The organism is Streptomyces sp. cmx-18-6 (assembly GCF_046548915.1).
Classification (GTDB): domain Bacteria; phylum Actinomycetota; class Actinomycetes; order Streptomycetales; family Streptomycetaceae; genus Streptomyces.
This window is the reverse complement of record NZ_JAEBEP010000008.1, coordinates 25,317-38,931: the sequence shown is the minus strand read 5'-3', so window position 1 is coordinate 38,931 and position 13,615 is coordinate 25,317. Positions and strand designations below refer to the sequence as shown.

Sequence of the window (13,615 nt, the reverse complement as noted above, 5' to 3'; positions counted from 1 at the left end):
GGCCTGCCGGGTCACGACGCGCCCCGGCAGGCCGGGACGTAGCGTGAAGGGCATGGACGAGACGGCGGACCGAGCGGCGGCGGCCGACGACCGGGGGTTCCCGGCCCGGCACGCGCCCTCCTGCACCGGGCTCGCCGAACTCGACGCCCTCGTGTCGCACTGCCGGGCCTGCCCTCGGCTCGTGGCCTGGCGGGAGGAGGTCGGCGAGGTGAAACGCGCCGCCTTCCGCGACCAGGACTACTGGGCGCGACCGGTGCCGGGCTTCGGCCCGGCGGACGCCAGGGTGGCGGTGGTGGGGCTGGCGCCCGCGGCCCACGGCGGCAACAGGACCGGGCGGATGTTCACGGGCGACGCGACCGGCGACTTCCTCTTCGCCGCGCTGCACACGGTGGGCCTCGCCTCCCGGCCGTCCTCCGTCCACGCCGGGGACGGGCTCCGCCTGCACGGCGTACGGCTGACCTCGCCCGTGCACTGCGCGCCGCCGGAGAACCGGCCGACCCCCGGGGAACGGGACACCTGCCGCCCCTGGCTCGCGGCGGAGCTGGACCTGCTGAGTCCGGGGCTGAGCGCGGTGGTCGTCCTCGGCGGGTTCGGCTGGCAGGCGCTGCTGCCGGTCCTCGCGGAGGCGGGATGGGAGCTGCCGCGCCCGCGTCCCGCCTTCGGCCACGGCACCCGGGTCGTGCTGCCCGCCACCGCGCGCCGGCAGGAGTTGCACCTGCTGGGCAGCTACCACCCCAGCCAGCGCAACACGTTCACGGGCCGGCTGACCATGCCCATGCTGGTCGACGTGCTCCAGGAGGCCGCCGAGGTCGCCGGAATCGCGGCGCTTCCGTGAGGCCGATCGCAACGCCCGCCTGAGACCGGCCGATGGCCGCCCTCGCCCGCCCGCCGCGCGCTTTTCAGCGCCGTACACAGGGCCGCAGCGAAGCCGTACGCGGGTCCGTACGCTGGGTCCGTACGCCCCGGCTTCCCCTCAACCCCCGGGCAGCACCCGCACGGTGGCCTCCGGCAGCCGCTTCCACCAGTGGGCATAGCGCCGGTAGACCTCCGGTTCCCGGTCCGCGAGGAACCCCACCAGCGACCGGGCCTCGGCGGCGAGCGCCTCCCACACCCCGTCGGGCAGCGGGTGGAACGCGGTCGCCTCGATGCCCCCGGCGACCGGCCGCCACACCCCGGCCACGTATCCGTCGACCAGCAGTGTCGGCAGAACATCACCGTTCGCGCGGATCACGACCTTGCGGTACGCGTCCGGTATGACCCGGCCGCGATCCGCGTACGCCAGCAGGACGCTGTCCCACATCGCCATCAGCCGGGGCGGCGCAGGCTCCGCCCCGTCCGGCCGAGGGGCGCCCGGCAGATCGACCAGCGCCTCGCCCCCCGGCCCCTCCAACCGCTCCAGCTCCCCGGCGAGTTCCGCCAGCGCCGCCCGCGCCCTGGTCCGCGTGACCAGCGCGAACTGGGCCACGTCCGCCACCGAGGCCGGCCCGAACCCGGAGAGGTAGCGCAGCACCAGCGTCCGCAGGGACACGGCCGACGACTCCGGGTCCGTCCGCGGGGGAGAGGTCCGGGGCGCGATGTACGAGGGACGGTGGCCGAACGACCACGGCGGGGCGGTCGGCGCGTGGAGCAGCGGTGTGTACTGCCGCAGCCCCCACCACGCCCCTTCCTTCGCCGGCACGCCCAACTGCTCGCCCAGCCAGGCTTCGCACTCGGCGTTCGTACGGGGCCGGTCCGCGAACTCCAGCAGCCGGGGGACCAGGGCGTCGGCGTCCCGCGCCGTCAGCCCCGACGCGGTGAAGCGGCTGCCCAGCCGGGACGCGCGCACCACCGGGTGCATGGCCTCCCGGAAAGCCGGGTGGTCGTCCGCGTGCACGGCGTGGAGGGTGAGCCGCATCAAGGTCGCCTTGACCACCTGGTGATCCGTGAACGCCGTGTCGAGGCCGGCCGGGTCGAAGGCGGTGAGCCGGTTCCACAGCGCCACGTACGGCGAGGCCGGCTGCTGGGCCTGGAGCGCGACCACACGCCGTACGCCCTCGGCCGCGTCCAGCGCCTCCCGCCGCAGCAGCAACTGCCGGGCGAGGGTGGAGCGGTTGAGTTCCAGCGCGGTGAGCCTGGCGCGTGTCATCGGTTCGTTCCCCCGTGGTCGTCCATCGCCCGTGCGCGCCCGCGGCGCGGGCGCGGGGGGCCGACAGAACCGGGAGTATGCCACCAGGCTCCCGTCCTTATCCTCTCCTCACCGCCCGCCGGCACGTCCCGGCCTCGGTGCGGGCACGATACGGAACGCGGTGTTGAGGACGTGGTCGATCACATCCCGCGAGGGCTTGTCCGTGAGGTCGGTGAGCAACCGGGCCAGGGTGTTCAGGAGGAACGGCGAGTTCATGACGTACCGGTTCAGCACGGGCTGGAACCCCGAGCGGCTGAAGATCACGTCGGCCGCCGCGTTGCCCAGCCGGTAGTAGCGGCCCCAGCGGCGGTTCATCTCCACCGGGTAGCCGCGCAGCACCTGTTCGCGCCGGGGGCCCTCGGGGTGGGCCAGGGCGAGCGCGGCGGTCCCGGCGGCGACCTCACCGGCCTCCAGGGCCTGGCCGATGCCCTCGCCGTTCCAGGGGCTGACCATGCCGCCGGAGTCGCCGACCAGCAGGAGCCCGCGCGCGTACAGCGGGTGGCGGTTGAAGCCCAGGGGCAGCGCGGCGCTGCGGACCGGGCCCTCGGCGTTCTCCTCGCGCAGCCCCCACTCCTCGGGTGTGCGGGCCAGCCACTGGTCCAGGGTGGCCCGCAGGTCCGCCTTGCCGTGCCGGCGGTGGGGGAGCGCCCCCAGCCCGACGTTGACCCGGCCGTCGCCCATCGGGAAGATCCAGCCGTACCCGGGGAGGTACGGTCCCCTGTCGGGGAAGCGCAGGTCCGCCCAGAGCTCCAGGTACTCCTCCCGCGAGCGCTCCGGGCTGCGGTAGTAGCGGCGGGCGGCGGTCGCGATCTGCCGCCGGGGGTCCCGCTCCAGGCCCAGTGCCAGGGCGAGCCGGGCGGAGGCCCCGTCCGCGGCGATCACGACCGGGGCGAGGAAGCCGGCCGGTTCCGGGTCGTCCGGGGAGTCCGAGGTCGCGGTGACCCCCGTGATCCGGCCCGCCCGGTCCGTCAGCGGCCGTTGCGCCTTCCAGCCGCTGTAGAGGCGGGCCCCGGCCGCCACGGCGTGGTGCGCCAGGATGTCGTCGAAGTCGTGGCGGCTGCGGGAGAGCCCGAAGTCCGGGTAGCGGCCCAGCGCGGGCCAGTCGATCTGCACCCGGTGCTCCCCGGCCACCCACCGCATACCGCGCGAACGCGTCCAGCCCGGCGCGGAGATGTCCACCCCCATCCGGATCAGCTGGTGCACCGCACGCGGGGTGAGGCCGTCTCCGCACACCTTCTCCCGGGGGAAACGGGCCTTCTCCAGCAGGACCACGTCCACACCCGCCCGGGCCAGGTGGTACGCGGCCGACGACCCGGCCGGGCCCGCCCCCACCACGATCACCTGGGCGTCTCTCTCGCCCGAGCGCCCGTTCGCCGCCGCCGGATCCGATGCTGTCTCCCGCATGGAAACCTCTTTCCTGCCCGTCCGGTGCTCTGTTGGTGTTCGGGCGGGGCGACGGCCCCGGGCGACATCATCGACCAGGACGGGCCGGGGCGGAACCACGCGTCGGGCCTGGGCGGTTCCCGGCCGGGGTGGGACGAGGAGCTGTGCGGCCGGGGGGGGGGGGGGCTGTGCGGCCGGGGCGGGACGAGGCGTGGGGCCGGGATGGGCCGGGGCGGGACGAGGCGTGGGGCCGGGATGGGCCGGGGCGGGACGAGGAGTGGGGCCGGGATGGGACCAGGTCTCGGCCTCGGCAGTGTCTACGATCCCGGGGTGACCACACCTCCGCAGGATCCGATCGAGGCCGCTCTCGCCCGCGCCGACGCGGGCCGGCTCGCCCGGAGCCTCGACGCCCGGACCTGCGCCCCGGAGTTGCTCGGCCGGCTGGTCCGGCACGCCGATCCCCGTATGCGCCACCTCGGCCTGAGCCTCCTCGCCGAGCGCACGGACCGCCTGTCCGCCGCCGGGTCGGACCAACAGGAGCTGCTGGCCGTCCTGTTGCCCGACTCCACAGGGGCGACGCCGGAGGAGTCCCTCGCCCTGGCGGAGCTCTACGGGCGGCTGCGCCCCGAGCCGGGCCGCCGCGAGCCTGGCATCCCCGAGCCGGGCCGCCGCGAGCCTGGCATCCCCGAGCCGGGCCGCCGTGAAAGGGAGTTGCCCGACTGGCGTACGGCCGGGTGGCCCGCCCCCGTACGGATCGCCTGGCTGCGGACCGAACTGCTCACCGATCCCGCCGCCATCCGCACCGAACCGGCCGCGGAGCCGCTCTACCGGGCCGTCCACTCCACCGACATCGTGGACGCGCACCGGCCCGAGCGGCTCGTCGCCGAACTCGCCGCCACCGGGGACCCGGTCCTCCAGGACGAGGCGCTGCGTCTGGCCCGTGCCGGTCTGCACGCCGGTCTCCTGGCCCCCGCCTCCGTGCGCGCCCTGCTGCTGCGGCTGCTCGACGCCCTGGACACAGGGGTGGTGAGGGCCGCGCTGCTCGAACTGGCCGAGCCGTGGGCGGTGGTGGCGCCGCTGGACGCGTCGGTCCTGGGCGGGCTGGTGAGGGAGTGGGGTGCGTACGGCTCCGATGAATACGCCTCCCGTGAGGGTGAAGGCGAGGGCGAGGGCGACTTCTCCGACCCCGTGGCCCTCGCCGCCGCCGCGCTCACCACCGCCGCCCGGCACGGCCACCGCGACCTGCTCCTGCACACCGCCGGCGACGGGGCGGCGGCTCCCGCCCTGCGCCGCCGGGCCGTGGAACTCCTCGGCGGCCTGGCGGAACGCACCGACATCGGCCGCCTCCTGGAGCTGGCCGCCCCCGACCCACTGCTGTTCGCCGGGCCCGTACTGACCTGCCTGGGCGGCCTGCACCGGCGCGGCCACTTCCCGACCGCGCCGGACGTCCCAGCGGTGGTCGGCCTGGCCCTGGCCGACCACACGGTTCCGGCCGAGGAGATCGCCACCGTCCTCCACACCTGCCGCCGCACCTTCTTCGCCGCCCTTCTCGACGCACCGCTCACCGCCCCCGACTGGCCGCGCCGCCTCGACCTCCTGGTCGCGCTGGCCGGACAGGGCGCGGCCGACATCCCGGTCGGCGAGGCCGTGGCCCGGCTCCTGCCGGTCGTGCCCGCCCCCGTGCCGTTCCTCGACGCGATCCGGGTCCTGCGCCCCGAGTGCGCCGAGGAAGCGGTGCTCGCCCTGCTGCCCCAGGCCCCCGTCGAGGCGCTGGCCGCACTGGAGGCGACCGGCGGCGACCTGACGGAGGCGGCGCTGGCCAAGGGGCTCGGCGTGGCCGAGGACGGGAGCCGCGCGGGGGACTACGGGGCGGACGTGGCCCGATACGCACCCTGGGCCCAGGCCGGAGCTGGAACCGGAGCCGGAATCGCTCCCGCCCTGCGTGCCGTACGCGGCCGGGCGCTGGAACTCCTGTGGCACCTCACCACCGCCCCCGACCGGCGGCGGAACCTCCTCGCGCGGCTCGACCCGACCGACCTGCCGCCCCGCGTGGCGGCCGACCTCGGCGGTCCCGACGAACAGGAGCTCGCCGTCCTGCGCTCCCGCCCGGACGGGGCCGATCCGGTGGCGGCGCTGTGCCGCATCGCGGAACACGCGGGGACGGGAACCCCGCCCCTGGTCGCCGGCCTCCTCCTGCGCGTCGTGCGCGATCTCGTGGCTCCCCGGGAGCCCGCTCCCGCCGCGGACCGGCGGACCAGGTCGCGTGAGTACGGGCCGCGCCCGGACGGGGAACCGGAGCTGCCCGACGACGTACTCCACGCGATACAGGCACTCGGCCGCCGTCTGTACGCGCGGCGGCGGATCCGGCCCGTCTGCCTGCTGGACGCGGTGGACGCCCCCGACGCGGGCCACGCGTTCCTCGCCACGCTGCTGCTCGACCTGCTCGACCTGCTGCACCCGCTCGAACGGCCCGGACCGTCCGCAGGCGAGCAACCGACCGCCGGCGAGCACCCGCGCGTCAGCGAACAACCGGCCGGCGGCACACCACCGACCGGCGCTGAACAGGCGGTGCTGCTGAGGGCGTTGCTCCGGATACCCGCCACCGTCCACACCCGGCCACGCGTGCACCGCCTGCTGCGCAGCCGCGACCCGCAGGTGCGCAAGCACGTCATAGCGCTGCTGGCCCACGACGCGTCGGGAGACGACGCGCGCGCCCTGTCCGCGACGCTGCTCCCGCTCACCGCGTCGCCCGACATCCGGACCGTACGGCAGGCTCTTCGGGCGCTCGGGGCGGCGCGGGCCGACTGGGCGGCGGAACCGGTCGCCGCCTGCCTCGACCACCCGAACATGAACATCAGGAAGACCGCCGCCGAGACCCTGGTCCACGCGGGCGGACCTGCGGCCGTGCCACGGCTCCTGCGCCGGCTCGGCCGCGACGACAACCCGGGTCTGCGGGACGCGCTGACGCGGGCGCTGCGGGCCGTCCTGGGCGAGGCGTACGCGGCGACCCTCCTCGCCGCCGCCGAGGATGTCCGGGACGAACGGGCCCGCCGTCTGCTGCTGACGGGCCTGGACGGCGTGCTGCCGGCGCGTTCGGTGCTCGCCCTGCACGCCCAGGGGTCGCCGGTCGCGCCCGCCCTTCTGGCGCTCGTCGCCGAGCGCGGTGTCCGCCTCCGCTCGGGTTCCGTCCAGGATCTGGCCGAACCGCTGGCCGACCTGGGCCTCCCGTCGCCCCGGCCCGCCCTGGACGAGGGGCCGAACCCGGCCGACCGGGATGCCGAAGCCCTGCTGCGCGGCGGCTGGGACCCCTCGCTCGCCCTGCGCATCGCCCACCGCCCCGCACCCCCGGACCCGTCCGTGGCTCGCGAACTCCCCGGACTCCGCACCCAGTTGGAGCGCTGGCTCGCCCTGGCCGACAGCTCCCGCCCGGCCGGTCCCCGTGGCCGGCTGCTGCGGTGCGCGCTGCGTCTGTGCCCGGCCCCGTGGACGGCCGACGAGAGGGCGGTGCTCGCCCGGTATGCAGGGCTGGTGAGCGACGCGTTCGAGGAGGCCGTGAGCGGGGGAGGGCCTGAGGAGTTCGGCGTCGAGCTGCTCGACGTCCTGGACGCGGTCGCCCCGGCGCTGTCCGCCGTGCGGCGCTTCACCGTCGTCGAGCAGCTCCGCGCGCTCCCGCCCGCCGCCGTGGCGTTGCGGCGGACCCCCGCCCTCCCCGCCGCCACGGCCGGGCCCGGCACGCCTCCCGAGCCGGGGGCCCTGATGCTGTCCCTGCTGCGGCGCTGCGGGGCGGTGCTCGTCCGCGCCGACCTCGACCGGGCCCTCGCCGCCGTCCACCTGGGCCCGGACCCCTGGCGGGCGGCGCCCGGCGTGCTCCGCGAGGCCCTCGGCGTGACGGAGGGGGCGGCGGACTCCGACCTGCCCGCAGACGCGGCCGGAGCGTTGCGCGAGGCGGTACGGACGCCCGGCGCGCTGGCGGATTTCCGGCGGGGCGGCGTGGACGGCGTGGACGGCGCGTTCAGGAACACGTTCGGAAGTACGCCCGAAGGCACGCCCGGAAGGACGTTCGGGAGCACATTCCCGGGCGCTTCCCGGAACACCCCCGGCGCTCCCCGTTCCCGGCAGGTGCTGCACGCCCTCATCGACGCCTACCCGGCCGCCGGGCCCGACGTACGCGGTCCGCTGCTCGACTGGGTGACCGAGCTCCAGCCGCTCGGCGCACCGCCGTGGACCCTCGCCGGGACCCGGGAGCCCCCGAGCTCCGCCGCGCCGCGTACCGACCGGCCCGACGACCCGGACCAGCCGTACTCGGCCGCCCGGCAGGCCCGGCTGCTGGCCCTGCTGGAGGCCGACGACCCGGACCGCCGGAACACCGCCGCCCGGGCCCTGGCCGGCCGGCCCGAGCCGGAGGCGGCGCTCGCCGTGGTCCGGGCGTATCTGCGCGGCCGCGTCGACCGGGTGCCCGACGCCGGGATCGACCGCATCGCCCGTACGCCGGCCGGCCTGAGCGCGGCGGAGCTGGAGGCCGAAGGGGTGCTGCCGGAGCGGGCGTTGCGCTGTGCGGGACGCCTGGACCCCTGGTACCTGCCGCCGCTGGTCCCGATGCTGCTCGACCGGTGGCAGCACGGCCCGCCCGCCGTGCGCGAGGCCGCCCGTACGGTGCTGGAGCAGGTGCCCGCCGACGCCCTGGCACAGGCGCTGGGCCCGCGCGTCGAGGCGGGCGACCACGGCCTCCTCGACCTGCTGGCGGGCCGTCCCCTGCTGCGTACGCCCGAACTGGACCGCGTACGCCGCCGGTTGCGCGACGAGGGCCGCGACGCCCCGGCCGACCGCATCGTGCTCGTGGACGGCCCCCTGCGCGGGCCCGACGCCGAGGCCGAGGACGCCGCCGCTCTCGGCGTACTCCTGACTGCTCCGTCCCCGAGGGCCCCGGCCGCCCGGGACCACCGCCCGGCTCTGCCGGAACTGCTCGACCTGGCCCGTGAGGGGACGCCCGAGCAGATCCGCCGCGCCCTGGGCCGGCTCGTCGAGGAGTGCGCGCCGACGCCGGGCGGGGAGCCTGACCCGGCGCTGCACACGGTGATCGGGGAACTGCTGCGCCACCCGCGCGCCGGGGTGCGCCTGCACGCCCACCGGGTCTCGCGCGCCCTGTTCGACCGGGCCGCCCACGCCCGGTCGACGACGATCCTGCTCGACGACCCGCTCCCGGACGTCGTGCGCATGGCGGCGCGAACCCTCGGACGGGCGTCGTGGGAGCCCGCCCTGCCCGACCTGGTCCGGCTCCTCGGCTACCCGAAGCCGGCCGTCCGCAACGCCGCACGCGAGGCGGTCACGGGCTTCGGCGCGGCGGCGGTCCCGGCGCTCCGGCAGGCGGCCGCGCACGCCCGCCCCGACCGGCGGAGGCTCTACACGGACGTCCTCGCCGACGTCCTCACCGCCCCCGCCACGGGCGCCGAAGCGGACACCGGCCCCTGACCGAGCACGGACGCCCGTGGAGGAAGCGCCTCCGGCCCGTCACCCCCCGTCCCCCCGCGCCGCCGCCACCGCGACCTGGTGCAGCGTCCGTCCCGTACGCGCGGACCGGGCGTGGTACGGGTCCGGCGAGCCGGGCCGGTCGCGTACGGCCAGACGGTCGTTGGCCTTGATCAGCAGCCACGCCTCCTGGCCGCCGCTCTCCGGCTCATCGCCCACCCGGAAGCGGGTGAGCGCGAACTCGCCGTGCAGCTTGGAGCCGCGGAGCCAGAACGTGGCATGGCCGAGGGCCAGCGAATCGGCGAAGGGGACGGCGTCGCCCTCCCGGTCGTGGCTGAGCGGCTCGTAGGTGCCCTGGTCCCAGACGATGACCGTGCCGCTGCCGGACTCGCCCCGCGGGATGACCCCCTCGAACTCGCGGTACTCCAGCGGGTGGTCCTCCGTCTCCACGGCGAGCCGCCGGTCGCTCGGGTTCTCCGAAGGGCCGCGGGGCACCGCCCACGACTTGAGTACGCCGTCGACCTCCAGGCGGAAGTCGAAGTGCATGCGCCGCGCGTCATGGATCTGCACGACGAAATGAGGTCGCGGTACGCCGTCGAAACGGGGCCGCGGTACGCCGTCGTCCTGCATGCCGTGCTCCCTCCGCCCGCACCCGCCCGGGTCCCGCCGCGCTGTCCGGTGCAGCTCGGCCGCGCCGCCGGGTCGGTACCTCCAACTCTGCCGCCGTCCGGAGGGAACCGCACGGCGGACCCCGCCGCATTCAGATGCATATGCCCGTGGAACGGTCCGTTCGCTCTCCGGTCCGGACCAGGTTATTGACGGCTCCTGCGGCACTCCCTTAAATCAAGAATTGAAATATGCGCCCGAGGTGAGCGCCCCAACCGTTCACCTCTCGGTGTCGATCTGTCATGCGCATGTCCCCCCACGAAGCGATGTGATGACCGTGACCGTGCACCTTCCGCACCAGCCCGACCCCGTCCGTCCTTCCCCCACCCCTCCCGCCCGCGCTCGCTCGAGGCGTCGCCGTACCGCGCTCTACGCGGCCTCCCTGCTCTGCTGCTCCGCGATCCTCACCGCACTGCCCGGCGGAGCCTCCGCTGCACCCGCCCCCGTTCCCGCCCCGGCGGCCGTCTCCTTCGCCGACGAGTTCGACGGGCCGGCCGGATCGGCGGTCGACGGCGGCAAGTGGCAGCTGGAGACCGGCGACAACGTCAACAACCACGAGCGGCAGTACTACACCGGCGGCAACAGCAACGCCGCCCTCGACGGCCAGGGCAATCTGGTGGTCACCGCACGCAAGGAGAACCCCGGCAACTACCAGTGCTGGTACGGGTCCTGCGAGTACACCTCGGCCCGGCTCAACACCGCCGGCAAGTTCTCGGCGGCCTACGGGCACGTCGAGGCCCGGATGAAGGTGCCGGCCGGGCAGGGCATGTGGCCCGCGTTCTGGATGCTGGGCGATGACTTCGGCGACGTCGGCTGGCCGCAGAGCGGCGAGATCGACGTGATGGAGAACGTCGGCTTCGAACCCGGCACCGTCCACGGCACCCTGCACGGACCGGGCTACTCGGGCGCCGAAGGCATCGGCGCCGGCTACACCCTTCCGGGCGGAGCCGCTTTCGCCGACGACTTCCACACCTTCGCCGTCGACTGGGCCCCCGACTCCATCACCTGGTCCGTCGACGGCACGGTCTACCAGCAGCGCACCCCCGCCGACCTGGGCGGCAGGGAATGGGTGTTCAACAAGCCCTTCTTCCTCATCCTCAACCTCGCGGTCGGCGGCTACTGGCCCGGCGACCCCGACGGCTCCACCACCTTCCCGAAGCAACTCGTCGTCGACTACGTCCGCGTGACCACCGACGGCTGATCGGAGCGGCGACGGGCCGGCGAGCTCCTGCGACGTCACCGCCGACGAACCGGCCGTCACGGCGATCCTGGCCCATCCGGACCCGCGCGCCCGGATCGGCTCCGCGATGGGCGCCGGGGCCGGGCCCGCACAGCGGGCCCGGCCCGTGGACGACCCCTCCGCCGAGGTGCGGGCCCGCTCTCGCGTACGGACCCGAGTGGTGGAGCCCGCGTACGGTGGTCGCGCCGCTGCCGGACGCCGTACGCGCCCGCTTGCTCGACGACCCCGACGCCTCCGTGCGAACGGCTCCGCGAGGTCCTGCACCTCCCTGAACCGGCCTCCAGCGCGGGCGCCAACCCCGCGCTCCCCGAGGACGAGACGGCCGCCGTCCTGGACCTGGCCGGCGTTCCCGCACGACCGCCGGCCGGCTGACCCCCGGCAGCCCGCCCCCTGAGGGGCGACCAGGGATGTGGGCCCCCGACCGGAGAAGCGGAATAGCATGATCCTCATGGAACAGCGCACACTCGGCAGGACCGGCCGTGACGTCTCGGTCGTCGGACAGGGCACCTGGCAGCTCGGAGGCGACTGGGGCGAGGTCGAGGAGAACGACGCCTTCGACGTCCTCGACGCCGCCGTCGCATCCGGCGTCACCTTCTTCGACACGGCGGACGTATACGGCGACGGCCGCAGCGAACAGCTCATCGGCCGCTACCTCAAGAACCGCCCGGACGCGGACGTCTTCGTCGCCACCAAGATGGGCCGCCGCGCCGACCAACTGCCGGAGAACTACGTCCTGGACAACTTCCGTACCTGGAACGACCGTTCCCGCGCCCATCTCGGCGTCGACACGCTCGACCTCGTACAACTGCACTGCCCGCCCAGCGGCGTCTACTCCTCCGACGCCGTCTACGACGCGCTGGACACCCTGGTCGACGAGCAGCGGATCGCCGCCTACGCGGTGAGCGTCGAGACCTGCGCCGAGGCGCTGACCGCCATCGCCCGCCCCGGGGTCGCGAGCGTGCAGATCATCCTCAACCCGTTCCGCCTCAAGCCCCTGGACGAGGTCCTTCCGGCGGCAGCGGCGGCGGGCGTCGGCGTCATCGCGCGGGTCCCGCTCGCCTCCGGACTGCTCTCCGGCAAGTACACCGCGAACACGGTCTTCGGCCCCGACGACCACCGTACGTACAACCGCCACGGCGAGGCGTTCGACCAGGGCGAGACGTTCTCCGGCATCGACTACGCGACCGGGATCGCCGCCGCCGCCGAGTTCGCCGCACTGGCCCCCGAGGGCGCCACCCCCGCGCAGACTGCGCTGCGCTGGATCATCCAGCAGCCCGGCGTCACCAGCGTCATCCCCGGCGCCCGCTCGGTGGAACAGGCCCGCGCCAACGCGGCGGCCGCCTCCCTGCCGCCGCTGCCGCAGGCCACGCTGGACGCCGTACGGGAGTTGTACGACCGGTCGATCCGCCCGGAGGTCCACGACCGCTGGTGACGGCGGCCGTGGGTGGCGGCGGCCCCGGGTGGCGGGCGGCCCCGGGGTGACCGGCGGCAAGGCGAGCGGGACTCAGTCGTCCTGCCCGTCCTCTCCGCGGCCCCCGTCCTGCTGCCCGTCGTCCTCGCCGGCGTCCTGCGACGACGGGCTGGAGGAGGGGCCGGGCGTCGGGGTGTCGGCGGAGCTGGGGTCCGGCGAGAACAGGATCATCCCCAGATACACGGCGGCCAGGAACGTCGCCGTACCCGCGATGGCGCTCGCCACCCTCGGGCGTCGCCGGATCGCCTCCCGTGTGGAGCGCCGACGGGCCGGAGCCGACCGGGACGCGGTGCTGCGTCGTCGACCGGTGGGCTGCGGAAGCCGATACGTCGACTGGCCCGCCGGGCCCGCCGGGGCGGCCGGGGACGCGGGCGAGGAAATGGGCGAAGGAGCCCGGCGCGACGCGGACTTGGGCACCGGAAGGGGCTCCGCCCGGCCGCGCCAGGCGTCGGTACGGAACCAGTCGGCGACCTGCTGCGCGGTGGGCCGCTCCTCGGGCTTCTTGGCCAGCAGGCCCAGCAGATACGCGTCGAAGGCGGCCGAGATGTCCACGCCCCGCTGCCGCAGCGGGACCGGCGGGGAGTCGACATGCTGGTACAGCGTGGCGGTCGCCGTGTCGGACTTGAACGGGGGCTGCCCGAGCAGCAGTTGGTAGACGACGCAGCCCAGCGAGTACATGTCGGACGCGGAGTCGGCGGTACGTCCCAGAGCCCGCTCGGGCGCCAGGTAGAGGCTGGTGCCCACGATGTGCCCGGCCGTCGTCAGCGCGGTCGAGGGGTCGTCGACGAACTGGGCGATCCCGAAGTCGCCGATCTTCACCGAACCGTCCACGTCCAGCATCAGGTTGCCCGGCTTGATGTCCCGGTGGACGATGCCCTGGCGGTGCGCGGCGGCGAGACCGGCGGCGGCCTGGCCCGCGATCTGCGCGACCTGTTCGGGGTGGACCCGCTCCTGGGCGGCGAGCAGATCACCGAGGCTCTGCCCCTCGACCAGCTCCATCACCAGGAAGAACCGGTCCTCCCAGGCCCCGAAGTCGAAGACGGCCACCAGATGCGGGTGGCTCAGCCGGGCGGCGGTCTGCGCCTCCAGCCGGAACCGCGCGGTCGAGGAGGCGTCCGCCTGATCCCCCAGGAGCAGCTTCACGGCCACGGCCCGGCCCAGCACCTCGTCCGTGGCGCGCCACACCTCGCCCATGCCGCCACGGCCGATGGGGGATATCAACCGG

The 13,615-nt window shown here is 75.4% G+C and carries 8 protein-coding genes; 4 read left to right on the top strand and 4 right to left on the bottom strand.

Translation table 11 applies throughout. The features are described from left to right. The first annotated feature begins 52 nt into the window (after window positions 1-52). A complete protein-coding gene (locus ACLJPL_RS19850; protein WP_411082186.1) occupies window positions 53-835 on the top strand; it encodes a uracil-DNA glycosylase in 783 nt (260 codons plus the stop codon). 138 nt (window positions 836-973) lie between these two features. Here ACLJPL_RS19850 and ACLJPL_RS19845 read toward each other — a convergent pair whose 3' ends face one another. Continuing rightward, on the bottom strand, window positions 974-2,125 hold the full coding sequence (locus tag ACLJPL_RS19845; protein ID WP_411082185.1) for a winged helix DNA-binding domain-containing protein: 1,152 nt from the start codon (window positions 2,123-2,125) through the stop codon (window positions 974-976). A 108-nt stretch (window positions 2,126-2,233) separates the two neighbouring features. After that, on the bottom strand, window positions 2,234-3,568 hold the full coding sequence (locus ACLJPL_RS19840; protein WP_411082184.1) for a geranylgeranyl reductase family protein: 1,335 nt from the start codon (window positions 3,566-3,568) through the stop codon (window positions 2,234-2,236). Between the two features lie 309 nt (window positions 3,569-3,877). Between ACLJPL_RS19840 and ACLJPL_RS19835 the strand changes: the two genes are divergently transcribed. Further along, entirely contained in the window at window positions 3,878-9,016 is a 5,139-nt protein-coding gene (locus ACLJPL_RS19835; protein WP_411082183.1) for a HEAT repeat domain-containing protein, read from the top strand. A 39-nt stretch (window positions 9,017-9,055) separates the two neighbouring features. On the opposite strand, the gene ACLJPL_RS19830 is transcribed toward ACLJPL_RS19835, so the two are convergent. Beyond that, a complete protein-coding gene (locus tag ACLJPL_RS19830) occupies window positions 9,056-9,643 on the bottom strand; it encodes a DNA polymerase ligase N-terminal domain-containing protein (protein ID WP_411082182.1) in 588 nt (195 codons plus the stop codon). Between the two features lie 307 nt (window positions 9,644-9,950). Between ACLJPL_RS19830 and ACLJPL_RS19825 the strand changes: the two genes are divergently transcribed. Beyond that, entirely contained in the window at window positions 9,951-10,880 is a 930-nt protein-coding gene (locus tag ACLJPL_RS19825) for a family 16 glycosylhydrolase (RefSeq protein WP_411082181.1), read from the top strand. Window positions 10,881-11,358: 478 nt separating this feature from the next. Further along, window positions 11,359-12,351 carry an aldo/keto reductase gene (locus tag ACLJPL_RS19820; protein ID WP_411082180.1) on the top strand — a complete coding sequence of 331 codons (993 nt, stop codon included), beginning with the start codon at window positions 11,359-11,361 and terminating at the stop codon, window positions 12,349-12,351. Window positions 12,352-12,423: 72 nt separating this feature from the next. Here ACLJPL_RS19820 and ACLJPL_RS19815 read toward each other — a convergent pair whose 3' ends face one another. Beyond that, window positions 12,424-13,584, bottom strand: coding sequence for a serine/threonine-protein kinase (locus tag ACLJPL_RS19815; protein WP_411082471.1), 1,161 nt, complete (start codon window positions 13,582-13,584; stop codon window positions 12,424-12,426). Between the last annotated feature and the right edge of the window lie 31 nt (window positions 13,585-13,615).

Bases quoted from the DNA above. Each gene is read 5' to 3' on its own strand.
- ACLJPL_RS19840 (WP_411082184.1), bottom strand. From the start codon at position 3,568: ATGCGGGAGACAGCATCGGATCCGGCGGCGGCGAACGGGCGCTCGGGC.
- ACLJPL_RS19815 (WP_411082471.1), bottom strand. From the start codon at position 13,584: ATGGGCGAGGTGTGGCGCGCCACGGACGAGGTGCTGGGCCGGGCCGTG.
- ACLJPL_RS19825 (WP_411082181.1), top strand. From the start codon at position 9,951: ATGACCGTGACCGTGCACCTTCCGCACCAGCCCGACCCCGTCCGTCCT.
- ACLJPL_RS19845 (WP_411082185.1), bottom strand. From the start codon at position 2,125: ATGACACGCGCCAGGCTCACCGCGCTGGAACTCAACCGCTCCACCCTC.
- ACLJPL_RS19850 (WP_411082186.1), top strand. From the start codon at position 53: ATGGACGAGACGGCGGACCGAGCGGCGGCGGCCGACGACCGGGGGTTC.
- ACLJPL_RS19820 (WP_411082180.1), top strand. From the start codon at position 11,359: ATGATCCTCATGGAACAGCGCACACTCGGCAGGACCGGCCGTGACGTC.
- ACLJPL_RS19830 (WP_411082182.1), bottom strand. From the start codon at position 9,643: ATGCAGGACGACGGCGTACCGCGGCCCCGTTTCGACGGCGTACCGCGA.